Origin of the sequence: Streptosporangium sp. NPDC051023 (assembly GCF_040689595.1) — a bacterium.
Lineage (GTDB): Bacteria > Actinomycetota > Actinomycetes > Streptosporangiales > Streptosporangiaceae > Streptosporangium.
Map to the genome: position 1 here is coordinate 58216 of NZ_JBFBCE010000033.1, position 21455 is coordinate 79670.

At 70.0% G+C, this 21455-nt stretch carries 23 protein-coding genes; 14 read left to right on the top strand and 9 right to left on the bottom strand.

The features are described from left to right. Positions 1-183: 183 nt before the first annotated feature. Both AB0395_RS22585 and AB0395_RS22590 read left to right on the top strand, forming a co-directional pair. Positions 184-1491, top strand: coding sequence for a MurT ligase domain-containing protein (locus AB0395_RS22585; protein WP_366283356.1), 1308 nt, complete (start codon positions 184-186; stop codon positions 1489-1491). Continuing rightward, a complete protein-coding gene (locus AB0395_RS22590) occupies positions 1481-2197 on the top strand; it encodes a glutamine amidotransferase (RefSeq protein ID WP_366283358.1) in 717 nt (238 codons plus the stop codon). The genes AB0395_RS22585 and AB0395_RS22590 overlap by 11 nt, the downstream gene beginning before the upstream one ends. 142 nt (positions 2198-2339) lie before the next feature. Here the strand turns inward: AB0395_RS22590 and AB0395_RS22595 are convergent, their stop codons facing one another. Then, positions 2340-2702: a DsrE family protein gene (locus AB0395_RS22595; RefSeq protein ID WP_366283360.1), complete on the bottom strand. Its 363-nt coding sequence runs from the start codon at positions 2700-2702 to the stop codon at positions 2340-2342. Between the two features lie 68 nt (positions 2703-2770). Here AB0395_RS22595 and AB0395_RS22600 point away from each other — a divergent pair, with 68 nt between their 5' ends. Further along, positions 2771-3280 carry an FABP family protein gene (locus AB0395_RS22600; protein ID WP_366283361.1) on the top strand — a complete coding sequence of 170 codons (510 nt, stop codon included), beginning with the start codon at positions 2771-2773 and terminating at the stop codon, positions 3278-3280. Between the two features lie 134 nt (positions 3281-3414). On the opposite strand, the gene AB0395_RS22605 is transcribed toward AB0395_RS22600, so the two are convergent. From AB0395_RS22605 to AB0395_RS22625, 5 genes are all read right to left on the bottom strand, one after another. After that, on the bottom strand, positions 3415-3945 hold the full coding sequence (locus AB0395_RS22605; protein WP_366283363.1) for a peroxiredoxin family protein: 531 nt from the start codon (positions 3943-3945) through the stop codon (positions 3415-3417). 64 nt (positions 3946-4009) lie between these two features. After that, positions 4010-4585 (bottom strand): RNA polymerase sigma factor, encoded by a 576-nt coding sequence (locus tag AB0395_RS22610; RefSeq protein ID WP_366283365.1) that lies wholly within the window; start codon positions 4583-4585, stop codon positions 4010-4012. A gap of 183 nt (positions 4586-4768) precedes the next feature. After that, positions 4769-5041 (bottom strand): hypothetical protein, encoded by a 273-nt coding sequence (locus AB0395_RS22615; RefSeq protein WP_366283367.1) that lies wholly within the window; start codon positions 5039-5041, stop codon positions 4769-4771. A gap of 229 nt (positions 5042-5270) precedes the next feature. Next, positions 5271-5648 (bottom strand): hypothetical protein, encoded by a 378-nt coding sequence (locus tag AB0395_RS22620; protein WP_366283369.1) that lies wholly within the window; start codon positions 5646-5648, stop codon positions 5271-5273. Then, positions 5645-5872 carry a hypothetical protein gene (locus tag AB0395_RS22625; protein WP_366283370.1) on the bottom strand — a complete coding sequence of 76 codons (228 nt, stop codon included), beginning with the start codon at positions 5870-5872 and terminating at the stop codon, positions 5645-5647. Before AB0395_RS22625 ends, AB0395_RS22620 begins: the two co-directional genes overlap by 4 nt. Positions 5873-6045: 173 nt before the next feature. Between AB0395_RS22625 and AB0395_RS22630 the strand changes: the two genes are divergently transcribed. Next, positions 6046-7353 carry a helix-turn-helix transcriptional regulator gene (locus AB0395_RS22630; protein ID WP_366283372.1) on the top strand — a complete coding sequence of 436 codons (1308 nt, stop codon included), beginning with the start codon at positions 6046-6048 and terminating at the stop codon, positions 7351-7353. 283 nt (positions 7354-7636) lie between these two features. On the opposite strand, the gene AB0395_RS22635 is transcribed toward AB0395_RS22630, so the two are convergent. Further along, entirely contained in the window at positions 7637-8599 is a 963-nt protein-coding gene (locus AB0395_RS22635; protein ID WP_366283374.1) for a hypothetical protein, read from the bottom strand. A gap of 5 nt (positions 8600-8604) precedes the next feature. Continuing rightward, positions 8605-8835 carry a hypothetical protein gene (locus tag AB0395_RS22640; protein WP_366283376.1) on the bottom strand — a complete coding sequence of 77 codons (231 nt, stop codon included), beginning with the start codon at positions 8833-8835 and terminating at the stop codon, positions 8605-8607. 179 nt (positions 8836-9014) lie between these two features. Between AB0395_RS22640 and AB0395_RS22645 the strand changes: the two genes are divergently transcribed. Together AB0395_RS22645 and AB0395_RS22650 are read left to right on the top strand one after the other, a co-directional pair. Next, positions 9015-10244 carry a histidine kinase gene (locus AB0395_RS22645; protein WP_366283378.1) on the top strand — a complete coding sequence of 410 codons (1230 nt, stop codon included), beginning with the start codon at positions 9015-9017 and terminating at the stop codon, positions 10242-10244. 176 nt (positions 10245-10420) lie between these two features. Beyond that, positions 10421-10726 carry a DUF2470 domain-containing protein gene (locus AB0395_RS22650; RefSeq protein WP_366283380.1) on the top strand — a complete coding sequence of 102 codons (306 nt, stop codon included), beginning with the start codon at positions 10421-10423 and terminating at the stop codon, positions 10724-10726. 414 nt (positions 10727-11140) lie between these two features. On the opposite strand, the gene AB0395_RS22655 is transcribed toward AB0395_RS22650, so the two are convergent. Beyond that, entirely contained in the window at positions 11141-12406 is a 1266-nt protein-coding gene (locus AB0395_RS22655; RefSeq protein ID WP_366283381.1) for an MFS transporter, read from the bottom strand. A gap of 495 nt (positions 12407-12901) precedes the next feature. Between AB0395_RS22655 and AB0395_RS22660 the strand changes: the two genes are divergently transcribed. The 8 genes from AB0395_RS22660 to AB0395_RS22695 all read left to right on the top strand — a co-directional run bounded on the left by AB0395_RS22660 (position 12902) and on the right by AB0395_RS22695 (position 21333). Continuing rightward, positions 12902-13642, top strand: a complete 741-nt coding sequence (locus AB0395_RS22660; protein WP_366283382.1) for a TauD/TfdA family dioxygenase — start codon at positions 12902-12904, stop codon at positions 13640-13642. 74 nt (positions 13643-13716) lie between these two features. Then, positions 13717-14154, top strand: a complete 438-nt coding sequence (gene panD / locus AB0395_RS22665; RefSeq protein WP_366283383.1) for an aspartate 1-decarboxylase — start codon at positions 13717-13719, stop codon at positions 14152-14154. Next, positions 14151-15515, top strand: a complete 1365-nt coding sequence (locus AB0395_RS22670) for a DUF6002 family protein (protein ID WP_366283385.1) — start codon at positions 14151-14153, stop codon at positions 15513-15515. The genes panD and AB0395_RS22670 overlap by 4 nt, the downstream gene beginning before the upstream one ends. A 24-nt stretch (positions 15516-15539) precedes the next feature. Then, positions 15540-16772, top strand: coding sequence for a GNAT family N-acetyltransferase (locus AB0395_RS22675; RefSeq protein WP_366283386.1), 1233 nt, complete (start codon positions 15540-15542; stop codon positions 16770-16772). Further along, positions 16769-17869: a hypothetical protein gene (locus tag AB0395_RS22680; protein WP_366283387.1), complete on the top strand. Its 1101-nt coding sequence runs from the start codon at positions 16769-16771 to the stop codon at positions 17867-17869. Before AB0395_RS22675 ends, AB0395_RS22680 begins: the two co-directional genes overlap by 4 nt. Positions 17870-17978: 109 nt before the next feature. Continuing rightward, complete coding sequence (gene asnB / locus AB0395_RS22685; RefSeq protein ID WP_366283428.1) at positions 17979-19796, top strand: asparagine synthase (glutamine-hydrolyzing); 1818 nt, start codon at positions 17979-17981, stop codon at positions 19794-19796. Positions 19797-19912: 116 nt separating this feature from the next. Further along, positions 19913-20326 (top strand): Fur family transcriptional regulator, encoded by a 414-nt coding sequence (locus tag AB0395_RS22690; protein WP_366283389.1) that lies wholly within the window; start codon positions 19913-19915, stop codon positions 20324-20326. A 20-nt stretch (positions 20327-20346) separates the two neighbouring features. Further along, positions 20347-21333, top strand: a complete 987-nt coding sequence (locus AB0395_RS22695; protein ID WP_366283390.1) for a glycine cleavage T C-terminal barrel domain-containing protein — start codon at positions 20347-20349, stop codon at positions 21331-21333. Positions 21334-21455: the final 122 nt, after the last annotated feature.

Sequence of the window (21455 nt, forward strand, 5' to 3'; positions counted from 1 at the left end):
GAAGCCTGGTGAAGCCAAGAGTCCGGGAGCCGTCCCGAGGCGTGGCGGCGACCCGCCCCGCTGGGTCGTACGACGGTGACCCCGCCCAACCACGGCTAGGATCGGCGACATGAACGATGCGGCCACCCCGGCCCTTCCGGCCGCCGGATCGTCCTGCGACGGGTCGCTACGCGAGGAGACGGCATGACTCAGCTTCCGCTGCGGGCGCAGCTCGCGAGCGCTCTCGGCCGGACGGCCGCGACCCTGTCCAGGGCGACAGGCAGAGGCGACGGATCGGTGATCGGCGGCCGGGTCGGCCTGGCGCTGGAACCCGACCTGCTGCGCAAGCTCGCGCAGGACCGCAAACTGGCGCTGGTGAGCGCGACCAACGGCAAGACCACCACGACCCGGCTGATCACCTCCGCGCTCCAGGAGCTCGGCGACGTCGCCACCAACGCCTTCGGCGCCAACATGCCCGCGGGGCACGTCTCGGCGCTGTCCTCGGCCAAGCACGCCCCCTACGGGGTCCTCGAGGTCGACGAGAAGTACCTCCCCGAGGTGATCGACACCACCGGAGCCGGGGTCGTCGTCCTGATGAACCTCAGCCGTGACCAGATGGACCGGGCCGGGGAGATCTGGCTGCTGGCCCAGAAGTGGCGGCGGGCACTGGCGGGCAAGCCGACCCACGTGATCGCCAACGCCGACGACCCGCTGGTGACCTGGGGCGCCTCGACGGCCGCCAGTGTGACCTGGGTTTCCGCGGGACAGCCGTGGAAGGAAGACTCCTGGTGCTGCCCCGAGTGCGGCGGCCCCCTGGACCGCAAGGGCATGGACTACACCCCGCCGGGCGGCACCGTCGCGGGAGCCGTCCAGGCCCCCGGCACGTTCGTCTCCCGCGCGGCGGAGAACGACTGGGCCTGCCGCGAGTGCACCTTCCGGCGTCCCCAGCCGACCTGGTTCCTCGACGACGACGCGGTGATCGACCCGCGGGGGCAGCGCTGGGTGCTGGACATCCAGCTTCCCGGACGTGCCAACCGGGCCAACGCCGTGATCGCGCTCGCCACCGCGGAGACCTTCGGCCTGCCGGTCCAGCGGGCACTGCCCCGGCTGCGCGAGGTCACCTCCGTCGCCGGCCGCTACACCACCGTCGAGCGTGACGGCAGGCACGCCCGGCTGCTGCTGGCCAAGAACCCGGCGGGCTGGCTTGAGGCGTTCGACGTCCTGGACCGCTCCCTGCCGGTGATCCTCTCGGTGAACGCCCAGGGGCCCGACGGCCGCGACACCTCCTGGCTCTGGGACGTGGACTACCGCGTGCTGCGCGGCAGGCCGGTCTACGTCGCCGGAGAGCGCAAGCTCGACCTGGCCCTCAGGCTGGACATCGCGGGCGTGCCGTTCCAGCTGACCGACTCCTTCGGCGAGGCGCTCGCCGCGCAGCCGCCGGGCAAGGTCGACGTGATCGCCAACTACACCGCCTTCCAGCAGATTCGATCGGAGTTCGGGCGTGCCGTCTGACAGCGTCCTGCGCCTTGTCTGGATATATCCGGACCTGTTGAGCACCTACGGCGACCAGGGCAACGTCCTGGTCCTGGAACAGCGCGCCCAGCGTCGCGGCATCCCGGTCGAGACCTACTACCTGCGCTCGGCCGACCCGGTGCCCGAGGGTGGCGACATCTACCTCATCGGGGGCGGCGAGGACCGGCCGCAGATCCTGGCGGCCGAGCGGCTGCGCAGGGACGGCGGCCTGAACCGGGCCGTGGCCCGCGGCGCGGCCCTGCTGGCCGTCTGCGCCGGTTACCAGATCATGGGCACCACGTTCGGCGGCGAGGAGGGGCAGCCGGTCGACGGCGTCGGGCTGATCGACATCTCCAGCGGTCGCGGCGCGGGCCGCGCCGTCGGCGAGCTGGCCGGTGAGGCCGACCCCGCGCTCGGCATCCCGACGCTGACCGGTTTCGAGAACCACATGGGCGTCACCCAGCTCGGCCCCGGCGTACGGCCGCTGGCGACCACGAGGGTCGGCACCGGCAACGGCAACGGCACCGAGGGCTGCCACGTCGGCAAGGTCGTCGGCACCTACCTGCACGGTCCCGCGCTCGCCCGCAACCCCGCCCTCGCCGATCTCCTGCTGACCTGGGCCATCGGCTCCCAGCTGCCGCCGCTCGACGACGGCTGGTTCGAACGGCTCCGCCAGGAACGGCTGGCGGCCGTGCTTCCCCACTGACCGCGGGCCGGACCCCAGCGGAGCGGATCACACGGCCCCGCCGACCACGGCGGGGCCGTACCCCCTCGTGAGGGGGCCGGTCTCCGAGGGGCGCCGGTTGCCCGGCGCCGTCAGCGGGTTTCGCCGGTTTGTCGCGGGACCGTCAGTAGACGAGGGCCTGGACCCCGTCGCCGAGGACCTCCTCGACGAAGGTGGGGGCGCCTGCGATGCGAACGCCCTCGATCACGTCGTCGACCGTGATGTCCCGCCGGGCCGCGCACTGCGTGCACAGCGTCACCCGCCCACCCGCCAGGACCGCGTCGAGCAGGTCGCCGAGCTGGGCGGCGTGCGGAAGGGTGAACTCCTTGGCCCTGCCGGGAAGGGCGAACCACGCCGACTCCCCGGTCAGCCAGAGCGAGACGGGAACCCCGCTCGCCAACGCCGCCGCCGCGACTGTGAACGCCTGGTTGCAGCGCTCGGGCTCATCCGCCCCCGCGGTCACCTTGATCACCAGTGATCGTGCCATACCCCGAAGCCTATGCGGGGCCGTGTTGTGGGCGCGAGCCGTAGCGGGACGGCTCTAGGCTCGGATTCATGGACGTTCCCGAACTGCATTCCGCCCTTGAGCCGATCGCCTTCCTCCTGGGACGTTGGGAAGGTGCCGGGGTCGGTGGATATCCGACGATCGAGAGCTTCAACTTCGGCCAGGAGATCGTCTTCGGTCACAACGGCAAGCCGTTCCTGACGTACGTCAGCCGTACCTGGCTGCTCGACGAGGCGGGCGACAAGGTCCGCCCGCTGGGCACGGAGACCGGCTTCTGGCGCAGCCTGCCCGATCGCCAGCTCGAGGTGTGCCTGTCGCACCCGACCGGCATCGTGGAGATCTACGTCGGCGAGGTGGTCTTCAACAAGATCGAGCTGCAGACCGACGTGGTCGCCCGCACCGCGACCGCCAAGGAGTACACCGCGGGCCACCGCCTCTACGGCCTGGTCAACGGCAACCTGATGTGGGCCTACGACATGGCGGCCATGGGCAACCCGCTCCAGTCGCACATCTCCGCCGAGCTCAAGAAGGTCGCCGACTTCGTGCCCGAAGCCGACTAGTGCCGCGTCATGCGGCGTTCGCCCTGTTGTGACGTGACGCGCGGTCTGGGGTCTGTCCTGGGCGGCGTGCGGCCCGGTTCACCGCCCCGCGCCACTCACCCTTGACGGCACCGACCACGCCGGTGCCGTCATCCTCACCTCTCCGGTGCGGCGCTGCCCGGTTGGAGATGCCCGGCGAGGCCGTCGCCCTGCTCGATCCGCCCCGGGGCGCGGAGAGAGACAAGGGCCGCGATGATCGCTTTCCTGTTGAGGCCGTTGGTGGGCATGGTGGCGCCGTGGGCGTGGCGGACGATGCCCTGAGAGTCGATCAGGATGCTGCCGGACTGCTGCATCGAACCGAAGATCTTCCTGCTCAGGCCGATCGTCTCGTGCGGGGTACCGCTGCGGCCGGTGAGAACGGTGAACGGGATCCGGTGTTTCGCCTTCCACGCGGCCGCCGTCTCCCGGTCCTCGGGTACCACAAGGAGCACCTGGGCATCGGCGGCCGCCAACTCCTCACCGATCTTGGCGAGTCCACGGACATGCTGGTTGCACACGGGGCAGGACGTCGACCGCAGGAAGTAGAGCAGCAGCGCGTGCTTGCCCTGGTAGTCGGAGAGGCGGACGGTCTGCCCTGCGGTGTCCTCAAGCACCATCTGCGGGGCACGGGATCCGGATGTGAGCATGGCGAAGCTTCCTTTCGCGCTGGGGTTGCAAAAAGCTGGGGTTGCAAAAAGCGGTCGGTTCGGGTCACACCTGCGTGGTTGCGGCGCCGAGGAGGCCTTCGTCGCCCTCGACCGCACACCGCAGGCTGAGCTGGAGCGCGGTCCGGGCCCGGTGCAGCTGGGACTTCATCGCCGGGATGCTCAGACCGAGAGTCTCGGCGACCGTCCGTCCCGAGTGGCCCAGCACGTCACGCATGATCAGCACGCGGCGCTGGAGGTCCGGCAACGCCCGGATCGCCTGCGCGACGCGCTCAGCCTCCAGCCGGGTGAGGACCTCGTCCTCGGCCGACGCCGCAGTGCCGACGCCGAGCTCGACATCGTGGTCGAGCAGCCGTTGGACACGGCGCAGGCACTCGTGCTTGACGATCCGGAACATCCAGGAGGCGAGCGCCGCCGAGGCGCGCAGGGTACCGATCTTGCGATAAAGGACGATCAGCGCTTCCTGTGCCGCATCCTCGGCATCCTGCGGAGATGCGCACAGACGCTGGGCGAAGTGCCGCACGTGCGGATGCGCGCCGTGCACCACCGCGGCGATCGAGTCCACGTCGCCGTCCTGTGCGGCCTTGATCAGCTGCTCGCTCACCCAACCGCGGTCAACCACGGCCACCTCCGCACCGGCACGGCGCATCCATCCCGCTTCTCCCTCCTGGCGTCACCGTAACGTCCATAAGAGTCTCTGGGACCACGAAAGGATTCACCCCTGGCCCGGAGGCGGTCGGCTGGCGGCGTCGCGGGCTTGGGCGACGCCTTCGGCCCATGGGCGTCCCGGGCCGTCCCGCAGGACCTAACCGCCGTTTCGCAGCGCGTTGACCTCGGCTTCCCGATAGCGACGCTGTCCGCCGAGGATCTCGGCGTGGCGGGCGAGCGCGGCGGCCAGGCGTTCCGGGGTGGTGCGGCCGATGGAGGTTCGTGCTCCGGCGGTGTGTTCGGTGGTGGTGACCGGGCGGTGGAGGTGTGCCCACCAGCGGGCGACGCCCGGGGCGTCGGCCACCTGGAAGCGCCAGGCCGGATAGATGCTGCCCAGCAGGGCGATCACCTCAAGGTCGCGTTCAGTCAAGATCGTCTCTTATGCCGGGTGGTGGGTGTGGGAGGTGCCCGGCCGGAAGTCAGGTCCGGCCGGGCACCGAGGGCGCCGGTCTGCGGGGGCATGAGACCGGCGCGGAGCGGTTCCCCTTCCCCGATCCATCGGGAACCGCGAGGGTGTGCGACCCGAGCCCCCTCAGTCCCGGGCCGCACGTCCAGAGGCGCGACGGCGGGGACGGCACTCCCCGCCGCCGCGCCGGTCTTCAGGCCGCGTCCCGGTAGGGACGCCGGGGGTGCTGCGGCGTGACGGCGGGCGCCTGGGAGCGGGTGCCGTCGCGTCTGGTGGGGGCGGGCGGGGGCGCGGGGAGTGCCTGCCAGGTGAAGGTCGTCTCCGCCTCGCGCATCCGCTTTTCCAGTCCTTCGGCGGTGTCGTCGGCGATGATCACCGGTTCTGGCGTCGGCCAGGCGGCCAGGGCGTAGAACCGGCGTTCGCTGAGGCTGTAGAGCACGCTCCACCCCTGGCAGGAACGATCCAATCGCTCCGCTTCTGAACGGGCAGGCCCGTCCCACAGGCGCCGGTACACCTTCGTGGGCGCCTGGCCGTCGCGGTGCCGTCCGCAGCGACGGGACCGCCCGATCACGAGGTCACCTGTCCGGCGACCTGACGGGCGATTTCCTCTTGGCGCTCGACGAGGGCTTGGATCTCGTCGAAGGTGTCGGCGTCCAGGTCCGGTTCGGCACCGGCCCGTCGCGCCGCGATGGGAAAAGGGGTCTCGCGGAAGGCCCAGAACCGGCTTCTGTCGCTGAGGATCAGCCGCCAGCCCGGGATGGTCGGTGAGGGCGCGGGAGCCCTACCATCACTCATGGATCGCACCTCCTTTGCGATCAAGGAACCCCGTATGGCATTGCCCGCCTGCGGGGTTCCGCTTTATCTGACGCTTGCCGGTGCCATAGTTGAAGGCACGCACTGCACAGGACAAGACACGACGCGTTACGGACAGAGCGTGTAAGCCGTGTAACAGGGCCGGGGCGAGGGCAATGGGCGCAGAATCGCAGGAGTGGCAGGAGTTCGGCCGCGCGATACGAAGGTGGCGAGAACAGCGGAAGATGACCCAGCGGCAGCTTGCCGAGCTGATCAGTTGGGCCTACTCGATGGTGAGTCGCTGGGAGTCGGGCGACCTCCGTCCATCTGTCGAGGCGATCGAGGCGATGGATGCCGCGCTTGAGGTCGAGGGGAAGCTGATCTCTCTGGGATTTCGAGCCGCGATGGCCGATAGCAACCGGCTGCGGAGAGGTACCGTCGAGGCAAAAGCCTCAACGCGGGATGAGGATGAAGACATGGAGCGCAGACGATTAATGCGGGATGCCGCCGCCGTCGCTGCCGTAGGCGCTATGGCTCCTGTGCTGACCTCGTTGACTGATGCTTTGGCCATTGCGCAACAGCCTCTGCCGGGCGCGAGCGTTTCCCAGGGGATGATCGACGATTGGGAGCATGCCGCCGATGTACATGAGCAGCGAGCACGCTTCGACTCGCCCGCCGTCGTCCTCGCCGCGCTTGCGGTTGACTACACCGATATGGCCCCTCATCTGGGACGTTCTCAACCGGCTGCCGTACAACGTGATCTTGTTCATGCCGCCGCACGGCATGCGTCCTTGATCGGCGGTAAGTGGTTCGATCTAGGTAATCGCCGAGAGGCGCATCGGTGGTGGGCGCAGACGCGTTTGTTGAGTGAACAGTCCGGAGACGACCTTTTGGTGTCGTGGCTGAGAAGCCGGGAAGCGGGTTACCGGCGACAAGACCCGAATGAGAACCTCGACAACGTGCTTCTCGTGGCGCAGGAGGCGCGTCGCCTTGCGGGAGACGCTCCTAGCGCGCCACTTGTGGCCGCTCTCGGAGTAGAGGCCATGATCCTCGCGAAGGTCGGTCGTCATGCCGAAGCGATCACCACCTTACGTCTGACCGAAGAGACATTCGAGCGGATGCCATCCTCGGGAAACTCACGTCAGGCCCGTGCACTGTGGTATGACCGAACTCTGATTTACACCCTTACAGGGGATCTCAAGCGTGCCGAGCATGCTCGCGACACAGCCGAAAGGCTCTATCCGACGGGTCATCGCTCGGCGACCTTGCTCGCCCTTCACGGCGCGGCGCTTCACGCCCGTACTGACCCAAACGAAGGCACACATCGGGCGTTGCAGCTTCTCGACGCACTACCCGCCGAGCGACGTGACACCCGAGTGATGTCAGCGGGCCGTCTGGTCGTTGAAGTCCTACCGGAGAAAGCTCGCGCTCTGCCCGGTGCACGGGAACTCCGCGCGCTGACCATCGGTAGCCGGTCAGCCTGAGCCGGACACGGCGACGCTCCGCCGGTCGATGATCGGCGGGGCGTTCGTGGTTCTGGCGTGCGCGGGACGATTTCGCGCTCTCGATAACCGGTTGGCTACAGAACCGTATCGCGCTGGTACCTCTACGAAGGTTCCTCTGTCCACACACCGACGCGCCCAAGCCGAGAACCGGTCCCAGCCCACCGATGCATTGGCCTATGACCTGATCGACGATCGCAGGCTGATCCAGGAAAGACGCTATAGCGCTCCGTGCTTCCTCGCCGCTTCCTCGCCGAGGCCTTCTTCACCGGGGTTCCTCGGGGTCGGGGTCCCGGGCCACCGTACGGCCCGCGGCCAGGAGCAGGGCGAGTGCCCCCAGGGCGAGAACCGCCTGGCCCGCGAGGTTGGCGGTGTCCGAGGTGCCCTTGAGGGACAGCAGGAGGAAACCGCCCCAGACGTAGGTCAGCAGCGCGCCACCGGCCAGTGAGAGCCGGTGGGCGGCACCCCAGCCCGTACGGTGCGACCAGCTGGTGACCGCCGCCGCTGTAACGGCGAGCAGTCCGGCCCCCACGGCGACCCCCGCCCAGCTCTCGGGGCGGGCGTAGAACAGGCCGGAGGCGACGAACGCCGCCGCGCCGACCGGCCACGGGCCCGGCACCCACCCGGCCGTCGCGTGCCGGGGGCGGCGGCCGAGGGCGAACGCCGCGCCGATCAGGGCCACGACCACGACGGCGGCGCCGATCCGCTGCGGCGTCGAGGCCATGAACCCCTCGTCCCGCGAGATGCCGCGGAAGATGAGGAAGGAGCCCAGGGCGAAGACGGCGCAGGTGACGGCCAGCGCGGGCCTGCCCAGCCAGGGGGTGGTGCTCCGGCGGGGCACCAGGGCCTCGACGATCGCGATCGGGACGCCGATGCTCCAGATCACGTGGCCGCCGACGAAGCTCAGGGCGTAGACGGCGCTGACGCCCAGCGCCGGAACGGGCGCGGCGCTCTGGAAGTCCTGGCCCTCGAACGAGGGGTTGAACAGCGACTGGTCGATCAGGCACGCTTCGAGCACGCCGTACGCCGCCGCGAGCAGGATCATGGTCGGCCAGCCGCGTCCCGCGCGGCGGGCGGTCTCCCGGACGAGGAGCGCCCCGCCGCCGTACATCGGCGCGAGCACCGGCATGGCGGCGATCTCGGACGCGGGGACGTTGCCGAGCAGGTACTCGGCGACCAGCGGAGCCAGGAAGAACAGCCCGACGGCGGGGGCGAGGCGTCGCATCATGGGCGTCACGACGCCCTGGCCTGGTCCGCGGCGACGAGCAGGACGACGCCCAGGACCGCCAGGGCCAGGTTGGCGAAGAGCTCGTAGCCGGTCAGGAAGTCCAGGCGGCTGACGATCACGCGGTTGAAGAAGTTGAGGAACGCCCCCATGAAGGGCTGGACGGCGACACGGTCGATGGCTCCGCTGACGCCCTGGAAAACCATGAGCATCCCCAGGAGCCGGATGAATTCACGCATGTCCGAACGCTAGGAATCCCCGGCCGCGCCGCGGATCGGTCATCGGGATCCTCCGTCCCGACGGGTGTCGCGACCGCGGGGCGCGGGAGACGACGAAGGTACCGTCCGCCGTGACTTTGGTATCGCCCGCCGGTCAGGAGGGGGCGCGTCAGGCTCCGCGACCGTAGGCTTCCCGGAGGATGAACGAATCGGTGACCGTGCCCGCGCACCGGCGCGGTCTGCGCGACTGGCTTGTGGACACCTGCCTGTTCCTGTTCGCGGTGGCCTCCGGGATCGCCCTGTCCGGCATGCGTCTTGAGACCTTCCCCCGGCCGCCCGCGTGGCTGTTCGACATCGACCAGATCACCGCCGCGCTGGGCTGCGCCGCGCTGTGGCTGCGCCGTCGCAGGCCGGTCGAGCTGGCTTTGGCGCTGGTCGTGGTCTCGACCTTCTCCGAACTGGTCGCCGGTGCGATGCTGGTCGCGCTGTTCACGGTCGCGGTGCACCGCCCTCCCCGGACCGCGATGCTCGTCTTCGGGATGAGCCTGCTGACCGCGCTCGTCTACGTCGTGCTGCGCCCCGAGCCCGACCTTCCCCGGTCCATGGTGTGGGTGTTCGGGGTCACGATCCAGGGCGCCGCGGTCGGCTGGGGCCTGTTCGTCCACCACAGGCGCAGGCTCGTCGTGGCGCTGCGCGAACGTACGGCCCGCGTGGAGACCGAGGCCCGTCTGCGTGCCGAGCAGGCCGGTCACCAGGCCCGTGAGGCGATCGCCAGGGAGATCCACGACGTGCTCGGCCACCGGCTCTCGCTGCTGAGCGTGCACGCGGGCGCGCTGGAGTACCACCCGGACGCGCCCGCGGAGGACATCGCCCGCGCGGCCGCGGTGATCCGGGAGAGCGCCCACCAGGCGTTGCAGGACCTGCGCGATGTCATCGGCGTGCTGCGCGCCCCGGTCGGCGAGCTTCCCCAGCCGACCTTCGCCGACATCCGGCAACTGGTCACCGAGTCGGACAGGGCCGGAATGCGGGTGGACATGCGTGAGGAGTGCACGGGAGTCGTTCCCGACCGGCTCGGCCGTACCGCGTACCGGATCGTGCAGGAGGCCCTGACCAACGTGCGCAAGCACGCGCGAGGGGCCGAGGTGCGCGTACGTGTCGCGGGGGCGCCGGGCGAGGGACTGACCGTCGAGATCGGCAACGGAGCAGGTGACGGAGCAGGTGATGGCGGAGCGGGCGGCGGAGCCGGTGGTGACAGGGCCGGTGATGGGGTGCCCGGTGGGGTGCCGGGTGGTGGGGTGTCCGGTGCGCGGCCGGGCCGGGGGCTGATCGGCCTGGCCGAACGGGTCGCTCTGGTCGAGGGGCGTCTGGAGTACGGCGCGACCGCGACCGGTGGCTGGCGGCTGGCGGCCTGGCTCCCCTGGGCGCCGTGATCGCCGGCCATCGTGGCGGGAAGCCGGAACGACCGGGCGCACAGCCGGAATGACCGGGTGCCCGTCAGCGGCGGAGAGCGTCGGGAGAACGGAGAGCGTCGGAGAAACGGAAGAACGGCGCATCGAGGGCACGGAGAGTATCGGGGGATGCGGAAAGGGTGGATACCATCACGGGCATGAGCACTCCTTTCACTCCCGATGTCGTCGAAGCGATCAAGCGCCACATGAACGACGACCACGGTGACGACGCGCTGCTGATCTGCAGGGCCCTTGGTGGCCGGCCCGAGGCGACCGGCGCCGTCACGTCGGGTGTGGACGCGGAGGCGATCGAGTTCCTCGCGGTGGTCGACGGGGAGAACGTCACGGTCCGGGTCCCGTGGAGCACCACGCTGACCGAGCGCGCCCAGGTCCGCGCCGAGGTGGTTCGCCTGTACCAGGAGGCGTGCGCCGTCATGGGTGTCCCGGCTCGCGGCGAGCACTGAGCTTCTGGAAGGTCTGGACCCGGCAGTTCTGGGAGGTCCGGGACCCGGTGGTTCTGGAAGGTCCGGGAAAGGGAAGAACCCCGGGCCTGCTCCTCCCGTGGAGTGGGAGGGCCAGGTGGACCAAGGGCGGGATCATTCCCGCCGCCCTGGCGGCCCGGGGTTCCGGTGATTGTCGTGGATTCGCCGAACGTCACCAGACGTCCGGACAGAGTCCGGAAGCTGGGGCGTCCTAGCGGACAGCCACCTCGCTAGCCCAACTATGATCAACCATTGTTCGGACCACCTCCTTTCGGCGTATTTGTACGTTATGAAATCCGCGTTGCCAGAGCAAACGAATATTTGAACCCGCTCGCCTCCGCGTCCGACCTCGGGTGAGGGCGCGCGGTGGCGGCCGATCCGGATGACCTGGGCGACTCACCTCCGGTCCGCGGCCGGGTGCCCGCCTCCCCCTCCTTCGGAAGAGGCCGAAACCGTACGGCGGAGCGCGGCCCGGCACAGCCACGCCACCGGCACCGAGCAGACGAGGAACACGACCGCGAGCAGCACCCACCCCGCCGCGTGGGCGCCCGTGACGAGAGTGGTCACGAGCGCTGGCCCGAGGGCGACGACCGCCCCCTCCGTGGTGGCCGCCACCGCCTGGTACTGCCCCTCGGCGTCCTTCCCCATCAGTTTGAGCGACAGGCCCCATCTGGCCGCGACGTAGTAGAGCTCTCCCAGGACGTGCAGCGCGAGGCCGCAGAGCACCAGGGCGACGGCGAGCCAGATGCTCGCGGGCCAGCCCGCGGCGGCGAACACCAGGCAGCAGGCCGCCAGCGCGCCGCCGGAGTGCCGGGCGGCCCGGACCGCGCCGCCGAGGCTCTCTCCCCGCCGGGTCACACGCACCTGGAAGAGCGCGATCAGCAGGGAACTGGCCAGCACCGTCAGGGGGGCGATCCACACGGGAACCACGGTGTCGCGCTGAAGCCACAGGGGCAGGCCGCTGGACAGCAGCGCCCAGCACAGGGCCAGAAGCGCGGTGCTGAACATGATCGCGACGAAGGGCGCATCCCGGATCGCCCTGGTGCTCGCGGTACGCCGAGCGGGCGGGACGGGAGGGACGTGGGGGAGACGCGTCAGGAAGGCCGCGGTGATCAGAAACGTCAGGCCGTTGACGACGACCGCGACGTGATAGGGGGTCGTCGTCTCTGAGGACAGCACCAACGCCGCGGCCCCGGCCCCGGCCGCGTAGAGGAGGTGCTGGACGACCCTGGCCTTCGCCAGGACCGCCATCCGGTGTTCCTCGGGCATCAGCAGGTAGATCATCGTGACCTTCGTGCCCTTCGCGGCCGTCTCCAGGGAGGTGAACAGCGCGGCGGTCACCAGGAGCGGCCAGAAGCTGTGCACAGCCAGGAACGCGAGGGAGAAGCAGGCTCTCAGCACGGTGACGGTCAGGAGGGTCCCACGGGCGCCGAGGTGGTCGGTCAGCACGCCCGAGGGCAGCGCCACCAGGAGCCCGGCCCCGCCGCCCAGCCCCATGGCGAGCCCCATCTGCCCGGCCGGGATGCCCTGGACGTCCGTCAGGTACACGGCCCACATGCTGAACCAGAGCCCGTCCCCGAAGGCCGAGGCGCCCTCACTCCACAGCAGCCTGTGAACGACAGCCTGCTCGGAGAGTGGATTCCGTGACGTCGGCCGGCTCAATTCGGTGGCTCTTCCGGTGGTTGGCTCCGCGGCTTCGACAGGGCGGCCGGGGTGCTTTTACCGTCGACGGCCTGCGGTTTCCAAGGTTCATTTTCGCGGACAGGGCCGCCGGTCACGGACCGTGCGGAAAATGCGGAGACGTGAATCACGGGAGGCCGTCTACCCGGGGCGTCCTGCGGTAAACGCTATTACTTTCTGTTTCGTCCTTCCAGGTGGTGGGGACAGATCAAAAACGGTCACGAGCAGGGTATTGTGACCGTTAGTCATTGTCTGAGTCATGTCATTTGTCGCACTGTGTGAAAAATTTCCCAGCGCTTGACGCACCCGTGTCATCAGTGGTTATGGTGTTGGACGTACGGACATTCCGTGACCGGCGGGCCCCGACACGGCGGCAGGAGCGCTCGCCGTCGCGCATTCATGCGATTCGCGATTTCCCCCGAATCACCTGGGGTCGCGTCGCGTCCTGACCCGACTTAAACGTTTCCTGGAGGAGTCGTGGCACATTCTCCGATCAGCATCCTGTCCCAGGTCGACTTCAATGGCCAGCCACTGACCGACGAATTACTCATGAAGACGTTCCAGCAACTCATCGATGAGCACGGATACGTCCTCATGTGCAATGTTCTCGATGAGTTCGATCCGGTGAAATTCTGCCGACGGCTGGGGCGTTTCGTCCCGAACTACACCGGCGCCGTGGTAGGGGACGTCCGCCCAGAGCCGGGCATGGACGACGTCTACCACGCGGGCAACACCAGGCCCCTCACCCCGCACACCGAGGGCTACGACTTCGCGGTCCTGCCGCCCCGGTACATCGCGCTGTGGTGCGTGACCCCGGCCAGCGGCCCGGGAGGAGAGACCACCCTGGCCGACACGCGTCCGTGGGTCGCCGCCCTGACCGCGGAGGAGCGCGAGAGGCTCGAATCGGCCGAGTACGACTGGAAGACCACCGAAGGGGTGCAGCGGCTCGGCCTGGACCTCAAGACCCGGCACCCCATCCTCGAGGAGAACGAGCAGGGGCTGATCGTCCGCTTCAGCTGCAACAACCTGCTGCGCGACGACGACGACCCGGTCGTGGACCTCCAGCACCGATGGGAGACGGCCTTCGGCGACGAGCACATGGCGATCGAGTACCGCGAGAACGACATGCTCGTCTGGGACAACTGGCGCCTGCTGCACGCGCGCAACGCCTTCAGCGACCGCAGCCGTCATCTGCGGCGCATTCAGATCGCGGCCTGACTCCTCAGCGGCCTGACTCCTCAGCGGCCTGACTTCTCACCCGACAGGGACGACTCACCCGAGAGGGACGACACATGTATCGCACCATGCTGCACAGCAAGATTCACCGTGCCACCGTCACCCAGGCCGACCTGCACTACGTCGGCTCCCTGACCCTGGACAGGGACCTCATCGACGCGGCCGACCTGCTGCCCGGCGAGAAGGTGGACATCGTCGACATCGACAACGGCAACCGCCTCAGCACCTACGTCATCGAGGGCGAGCGCGGCAGCGGAACGATAGGCATCAACGGCGCGGCGGCCAGGCTCATCTCTCCGGGCGACCTGGTGATCATCATCGCCTACCGGACCGTGACCGACGCCGAGGCCCGCGACCTCCGGCCGAACATCGTGTTCGTCGACCGGGACAACCGGCCCGTCGACATCGGCCCCGACCCGGCCCGCGTCCCCGCCGTGCCCGAAGCGGCCCGGCTCGTCCGCGGCGACGCGCTCGTGAAGGGGGGCGCCCGATGACCACGACCACGGCCTCGCCCGTCAGGCCCGCGGAGACGGGCCGTCACGTCCCCAGCGTCCTGACGTACTACTACGACGAGCTGACGCGGGTCCTCGCCGACGCGTCCTCACGGTGGACGGGCGGCGGCTTCAGTCCCGGATGGAGCCTCCCGCCTCTCTCCCCCGAACTGGAGGTCTTCTTCGGGGCTGCGGGCGTCAGCTCGCACACGCTGGAGCCGTACGGGGAGACCCGGCTGAGCCTGCTGAACCTGATGCACAACCCGGGCACCCGCACGACCAAGACCTTCGCGTCTCTGATGATCGTGGCTCGCGCGGTCGCCCACATACAGCGCACCGGCGAAGCCGTAATGATCATTACTCCCTCCAGCGCGAACAAGGCAACCGCCCTGCGGGACGCGGTCCACCGGGCCCACGAAAGCGGTCTGGCCACCCCCGAGCAGCTGAACATCGTCTGCGTCGTGCCGACGGCGTCCCGCCACAAGCTCTGGCGTTCTCCTCTCGCCGACGACCCGTGGTTGCGCCGGCGCAACCCCCTGACCGTTCTCGACACCGCGGAGCCGGGGCGGGTCAAGGAACTGGCGCGCGCGGTGGCCGACCAGGAGGCCGAGCCCCTCCTCACCCGTCATGGCATACGGCTGTGGCACTCGCTCGACCTGGCCAACTACGCCGTCGCGGACGCCGCACGCGCGCTGTTCGAGCGCGACCACCTGCCGGCCGCCCCACGCGTGCACGCCCACTCGGTGTCCAGCGCCTTCGGGCTGCTCGGCCACTTCCACGGCCAGCAGTGGCACACGGGCCGGGAGTGGCCGGAAACGGGAGCCCGGTACTTCCTCGTCCAGCACCTGGGAACCCCCGACATGGTCGCGAGCCTCTATCACGGGAGGTTCGACTACCGGCCCTCCTGGACCGGGCGCGACGGGGTGTTCACCCAGCACGCCGACCCGCACTTCCCCCGGGTGGCCTACGCCCCGGACGAGGAGCTGGACTCGACCTTCTACACCCGGACACCGGTCACCTCGACCCGCATGAACGAGATCATCCGGACCCAGGGCGGCGGCGGAATCGTGGTGTCGCTGGCCGAGTGCCTCGAACGCTACCCGCACATCCGGCGCCTGCTCGAGCCCGCGGGCGTCGTCCTGCCCGCCGACCCGCGGCAGGTCCGCGAATGGTCGCTGGTCATGGCCATCACCGGCGTGCTCAACGCGGCCGACCGGGGACTGCTCGGCCTGCCGGAGGTCCTCATCCACGGCTCGGGGTCCTACCACACCGGTGACTACCAGCCGCCCGAGGCGGACCGGCTCCACCCGATCCGCTCCCACGAGGACCTGCGAGACGCCGTCCACGCGGCGGCCGCCGGGTAGCGACCCACCGTCGAGGAGACGCACATGCCCGTGGACATCTCCGGCCCGCGGCCCGCCGCGGCCCCGCGCCCCGCCCTCTCACCCGCGTCCCTGGCGCGCAGCCTCGTGCCCACACGTGCCCGCCTGGCCTACACGTGGAACAACAGCCCCAGCCCCGCCTGGCGCGCCGCCCGGCGTCTGGCCGACACCCTCGGCGGCTCCGTGCCGATGATCGCCTCCCACACGGAACACGGCGACGTCAGCATCGCCTACCTGGGGCTGCCGATCGGGCAGGCCAACATCCTGCAGCTCCTCGAACACCAGCGCGCGGGACTCGGCCTGACGACCGCGGGCCGCGAAACCGGTTCCGTCCGCTGGCGGGACCTGGCGGAGGGCAGGTGGCCGGACGCCGACCTGGTCGTCGTCGGGGCCGAGGCGCGGCGGCTGAGGGGCCTGCCACCGCAGGGAGGCCTGACGGCCCCCTTCCGCGTCCATCTCGTGGTCGACGTCCCCGGCACGGAGGAGGAGCTGCAGCAACGGATCTCCAAGCGCGAACGGTGGCAGTTCCGCCGCAACCAGCGGGAACATCAATGGACGCTGGAGGAGGACTCCTCGCCCGAGGCCCTCGACTTCTTCTACCGGCGGATGCACCTGCCCACCATGCACCGCAGGCACGGCGACCGCAGCCGCACGGAAAGCCTCGCGGTCGCCAGGCACGCGATCCTCCGGCAGGGAACGATCTTCTTCGTCACCTTGGGGGGCACCCGCGTCGCCGGTGCCCTGTGCCACTGGTCCGAGGACCGGCGGACGCTGACCACCCGCCTCCTGGGCGTCCTCGACGGCCGGGACGAGCACTACGAGAAGGGCGCTTTCAAGGCCGTCTATCACCTTCTCCTGAGGTGGGCGTGCGCCAACCGCGTACCGAGAGTGGACTTCTTCGGCACCGAGGCGTTCGTCAGCAAGGGCATCTTCCAGTGGAAACGGAAGTTCGCCCCGCGCGTCGAACTGCCGCCCAACCACTTCGCCACCAAGCGGATGCGCCTCTACGTGCGCCGCGACACCCCCGCCGTCAGGGACTTCCTCGTCGCCAATCCCCTGCTCAGGATCGACCGGTCGCACGCCCTCACCCCGGTGTACTTCACCGACGCCGGCCGCCCGCCGCGCCTGGACATCAGCGCGCAGTGCCCCGGCCTCCCGGAGCCGGAGATCGTCGACCTGGACGCCTTCCTGAGCTCTTCGGCGGGTCCGGGGGAGACATCCGACGGGGTGCCGCGATGAACCGTACCCGTGACGTCGTTCTCATGGGCACCGGCGCCTTCGCCGGTGCCCTGGCCAGGGCCTTCGCCCAGCGGGCGACCGGCCAGGCCGTCGTGCACGTCGTCAGCCGCGACCCCGGCCGAGCCCGTGATCTCTGCACCCTCGCCAACGCCCACGCCACGCTCGCGGGAACCCGGGCCAGGTTCTCCCCGCACCGCCTCGACCCGGCGGGAGGGGATGACCTGCGCCCCCTCCTGGCCGAGACCAGGCCTCGTGTCCTCGCCGTCTGCGCGTCGGACCAGTCTCCCTCAGAGGCGCGAACCGCGCCGTCCGCGTGGACCGATCTCCTGCGCAGGGCGGGCTTCGGCGTCACGCTGCCGCTCCAGGCGGCCCTGGCGCTGCGCGCCGCGTCGGCGAGCGCCGACGTCGACGAGGGAACGGCCGTGATCAACGCCTGCTTCCCCGACGTGGTCAACGCCGTCGTTCAGGCTGCGGGCGTCCCCGTTCTCTGCGGCCTGGGCAACGTCTCAACCCTCGCCGTCGTGCTCCGCGACGTCCTCCGGCTCCGCGAGGAGTCACGACTCAAGCTTCTGGCGCACCACGCGCATCTGCACGCCCCGCCGACCCCCGGGGAGGACGCGCTGGCCTGGCTCGACGACCGACCGCTCGCCGTTCTCCCCGAGGCGCTCGAACAGGCACGGTCACAGCCCCGTGCCCACCTCAACGAAATCGGGGCCGCGGCGGGCGCGGCCGTACTGGACACCGTCGTCCACGAGACGAACTACTACGTCGGGCACGTGCCGGGACCCCACGGCAGGCCGGGCGGCTATCCGGTCACCATCACCGGCCGTAGCCTCGCCCTGCGCCTTCCGCCCGGGATGTCCGAGCGCCAGGCCATAGCGTGGAACCACGCCCGGTCCGATCTCGACGGCGTCACCGTCGACCAGCACGGCAAGGCGCACCTGACCCCGGCCGCCCTGCGGGTCCTGCGGGACCACTGGCCCGACGTCCCCACCACATTCGGCCCCCAGGACCTCGACGACCTCAGGGCACAACAGCTGCGGCTGCGCCGGCACCTGCGCGACCTGCCGGCACCGGCGACCGCGGAGCGGCGCTGATGCCCCCCGGAGAGCCGGACGGCCGTCGCCGCGTCCTGCCCCGCCACCTCGTTCCCGGCGTCGTGTCCCGTCATCTCGCATCGGAAAGGAAAGACCTGTGTGCGGCATAGTGGGTTGGATCGATTTCACGCGTGACCTGCGGCAGGAAACAGCGACCCTGCATCGGATGACCGGCACCATGGCGCTGCGCGGCCCCGACGCCGAGGGCATGTGGACCGGCCCTCACACGGCGCTCGGTCACCGCAGGCTGTCCATCATCGACCTTGAGGGCGGCGTCCAGCCCGCCGTCGCCGCCCACGGCCCGTACGGCGAGCCCGTGGTCCTGGTGTACAGCGGGGAGATCTACAACTTCCGCGAGCTTCGCGCCACCCTCGCCGCCAGAGGGCACCGCTTCGAGACGCGCTCGGACACCGAGGTCGTCCTGCGTTCCTACATCGAGTGGGGCGCGGCCTGCGTCGAGCACTTCAACGGCATGTTCGCCTTCGCCGTCTGGGACGCCACCCGCGAGGAGCTCCTCCTCGCCCGTGACCGCATCGGCATCAAGCCGCTGTACTACCACGCCTACCCCGGGGGCGTCCTTTTCGCCTCCGAGCCGAAGGGCATCCTCGCCAACCCCCTCTTCACCCCCGTCGTCGAAGAGGAGAGCCTTCCCATCCTGTTCAACGCCCGTCTGGCGCTTCCCGGGGAGACCCCGCTGCGCGGACTGCGGGAGGTCCGTCCCGGCCACCTCGTCCGCTTCTCCCGCGGAGGCGGCCACGAATTCCCCTACTGGCGCCTTGTCGGCCGAGAGCACCGCGACGACCTGAAGACGACCGTGGGCACCGTCAGGGAACTCCTCGAGGACATCGTCGACCGGCAGCTCGTCGCGGACGTCCCCCGGTCCGCCATGCTCTCCGGCGGTCTGGACTCCACCATCATGTCCGCCCTCGCCAACCGCAGCCTCACCAAGGCCGGTGAGGGCCCCCTCAACACCTTCTCCGTCGAGTTCGTCGGCGACGAGGACGACTTCAGGCCGACCGAACTGCGGCCGGAACGCGACGGCCCCTACGCCCGCCTGGCCGCCAGGCACCTGGGGACCGACCACCACGACATCGTGCTGGAGACCGGCGAGCTGCTCGACGCGCTCCCGGCGGCCCGCCGGGCTCGTGACCTGCCGTCCCTCGGACAGTTCGACACCTCCATGTACCTGCTGTTCAAGGCCATCAGGGAGCACTCGACGGTCGCCCTCTCCGGGGAGGCGGCGGACGAGATATTCGGCGGCTACCCCTGGTTCCACGACGAGCGGCTCATCTGGCGGGACCGTTTCCCCTGGATAGGCGACGCCCCCCGGCTGGCCGACTGCTTCGCGCCGGATCTGCACCGCCGGGTCCGCCCCGCCGAGGCGGAGAACGACCGCTACCTCACCCTGAGGTCCGAGATCCCGCGCCTGCCCGGCGAGGAGGGCATGAACGCGCGCATGCGCGAGGTCATGTACTTCAGTCTCAAGGGCCCGCTCGCCTACCTGCTCGACAGGAAGGACAGGATGAGCATGGCGGTCGGCCTGGAGGTCCGCGTCCCCTACTGCGACCACCGGCTGATCGAGTACGTGTGGAACGTGCCCTGGGAGATGAAGAACGCCGACGGCCGCTGGAAGAGCCTTCTACGGCTCGCCTTCGCGGACATCCTGCCTCAGGCGACGCTGGACCGTCCCAAGAGCGGCTACCCGGGGACGCACGACCCGGCGTACGACGCGGAGGTCATGCGGTCCATCGACAAGATCCTCAGCGACCCGGACTCCCCCCTGCACGGGGTGTTCGACCCCCAGCGCGTCGAGAACCTCGTCCAGACCGGTGCCGCGACGATGACCTGGCTCAACGCCAGCCATCTGCTGCTGCCCATCCTCGAGGTCGACGCCTGGATGCGGGAGTACGGCGTCACGCTGGCGTGACGGGGGTGTGACGGGGCGTCCGGCACCTCGTGACGCGCCCCGCACTCCCGTGTCAAATCACGCGCAGGAGGGGAAGCACGAGCGCCGGGACGCCGCGATGCTCCTAGACTCTGGTCATGACCGAGACGTCGTGGCATGAGCAACTGCGGGCGCGCGGTTACCGGGTCACCCCGCAGCGCCAGCTGGTGCTCGAGGCGGTCAAGGCCCTCGAGCACGCCACCCCCGAGGAGATCTGCGCCAAGGTGCGCGAAACCGCTCGCGGGGTCAACATCTCGACCGTTTACCGGACCCTCGAACTGCTCGAGGAACTCGGCATGGTCACCCACAACCATCTGGGGCACGGCGCGCCCACCTATCACCTGGCCGCGGACGCCGACCACGTGCACCTGGTCTGCCACGAGTGCGGGGAGATCAACGAGGTCCGCCCCGAGTTGGTGAGGGACTTCGCGGCCAAGCTCGACGAAGAGCTCGGGTTCGCCGTCAACGTGCACCATCTCACGGTGTTCGGCCGCTGCAGAAAGTGCCGCTGAGGCCTCGTAGGCTTGGGTTCATGCGAAGCCCTCTGCTGGACACCCCCGGCGCGGTCGCGGCCGAGACCCCCGACGCCGACGTGGCCGGACACTACGGCGATCCGTTCGCCGAGCAGCGCGCGTTCCTCGCCGGTGAGGCCATGGTCGACCGAAGCAACCGCGAGGTCGTACGGATCTCCGGGCCCGACCGGCTGAGCTGGCTCAACAGCCTGAGTTCGCAGAAACTCGACGACCTCAAACCCGGCCAGGCCACCCAGACGCTGCTTCTGGACGCCCAGGGCAGGGTCGAGCACCACCTCACGCTCGTCGACGACGGAGAGGCCGTCTGGGCGCACGTGGAGCCGGGCACGTCGGCCGACCTCGTCGCCTTCCTCGACAAGATGCGGTTCATGCTCAGGGTCGAGGTCGCCGATGTCACGTCCGACTACGCGGTGGTCTCCGTGACCGACGCGGGACGGCTCACCCCGCCCCAGGGGGCCATCCTGGTCGGCGACGACGTGCTGCTCCCGCGCGACCTGCTGGCCGGGCGCCTCGGCGGCCTGCGGCTCGCCGGGCTGTGGGCCTACGAGGCGTTGCGCATCGAGGAGCACCGTCCGCGTCTTGGCTTCGAGACCGACCACAAGACCATCCCGCACGAGGTCGGCTGGATCGGTACGGCCCTGCACCTGAACAAGGGCTGCTACAAGGGCCAGGAAACCGTGGCCCGGGTCCACAACCTCGGCCACCCCCCGCGCCGCCTGGTCTTCCTGCACCTGGACGGCAGCGTCGACACCCTGCCAGCGCACGGCACCCCCGTCGTCCACGACGGCGCCGAGGTCGGTTTCGTCGGCAGCTCCGCGCGTCACCACGAGCTGGGCCCGATCGCGCTGGCCGTGGTCAAGCGGACGGTTCCGGTGGACGCCACGCTGCAGGCCGGAGAGGTCGCGGCGTCCCAGGAGGTCATCGTGCCGCCGGACGCGGGGCGCAACGTCCAGATCGATCCGGCGCTGCGCCGCCGCATCCGCTGAGCGCCGCATTCGTTGAGCCGTCGCGCCGCCGCGTCCGTTGAACCACCGCGTCGGCGCGTCGGCGTGTCCGTTGAGCCGCCGCGTCCGCTGAGCGGGCGCTTACGCGGAGCGGGCGCTTACGC

Bases quoted from the DNA above. Each gene is read 5' to 3' on its own strand.
- AB0395_RS22585 (WP_366283356.1), top strand. From the start codon at position 184: ATGACTCAGCTTCCGCTGCGGGCGCAGCTCGCGAGCGCTCTCGGCCGG.
- AB0395_RS22595 (WP_366283360.1), bottom strand. From the start codon at position 2,702: ATGGCACGATCACTGGTGATCAAGGTGACCGCGGGGGCGGATGAGCCC.
- AB0395_RS22600 (WP_366283361.1), top strand. From the start codon at position 2,771: ATGGACGTTCCCGAACTGCATTCCGCCCTTGAGCCGATCGCCTTCCTC.
- AB0395_RS22605 (WP_366283363.1), bottom strand. From the start codon at position 3,945: ATGCTCACATCCGGATCCCGTGCCCCGCAGATGGTGCTTGAGGACACC.
- AB0395_RS22625 (WP_366283370.1), bottom strand. From the start codon at position 5,872: ATGAGTGATGGTAGGGCTCCCGCGCCCTCACCGACCATCCCGGGCTGG.
- AB0395_RS22630 (WP_366283372.1), top strand. From the start codon at position 6,046: ATGGGCGCAGAATCGCAGGAGTGGCAGGAGTTCGGCCGCGCGATACGA.
- AB0395_RS22635 (WP_366283374.1), bottom strand. From the start codon at position 8,599: ATGATGCGACGCCTCGCCCCCGCCGTCGGGCTGTTCTTCCTGGCTCCG.
- AB0395_RS22640 (WP_366283376.1), bottom strand. From the start codon at position 8,835: ATGCGTGAATTCATCCGGCTCCTGGGGATGCTCATGGTTTTCCAGGGC.
- AB0395_RS22645 (WP_366283378.1), top strand. From the start codon at position 9,015: ATGAACGAATCGGTGACCGTGCCCGCGCACCGGCGCGGTCTGCGCGAC.
- AB0395_RS22650 (WP_366283380.1), top strand. From the start codon at position 10,421: ATGAGCACTCCTTTCACTCCCGATGTCGTCGAAGCGATCAAGCGCCAC.
- panD (WP_366283383.1), top strand. From the start codon at position 13,717: ATGTATCGCACCATGCTGCACAGCAAGATTCACCGTGCCACCGTCACC.
- AB0395_RS22670 (WP_366283385.1), top strand. From the start codon at position 14,151: ATGACCACGACCACGGCCTCGCCCGTCAGGCCCGCGGAGACGGGCCGT.
- AB0395_RS22675 (WP_366283386.1), top strand. From the start codon at position 15,540: ATGCCCGTGGACATCTCCGGCCCGCGGCCCGCCGCGGCCCCGCGCCCC.
- AB0395_RS22680 (WP_366283387.1), top strand. From the start codon at position 16,769: ATGAACCGTACCCGTGACGTCGTTCTCATGGGCACCGGCGCCTTCGCC.
- AB0395_RS22690 (WP_366283389.1), top strand. From the start codon at position 19,913: ATGACCGAGACGTCGTGGCATGAGCAACTGCGGGCGCGCGGTTACCGG.
- AB0395_RS22695 (WP_366283390.1), top strand. From the start codon at position 20,347: ATGCGAAGCCCTCTGCTGGACACCCCCGGCGCGGTCGCGGCCGAGACC.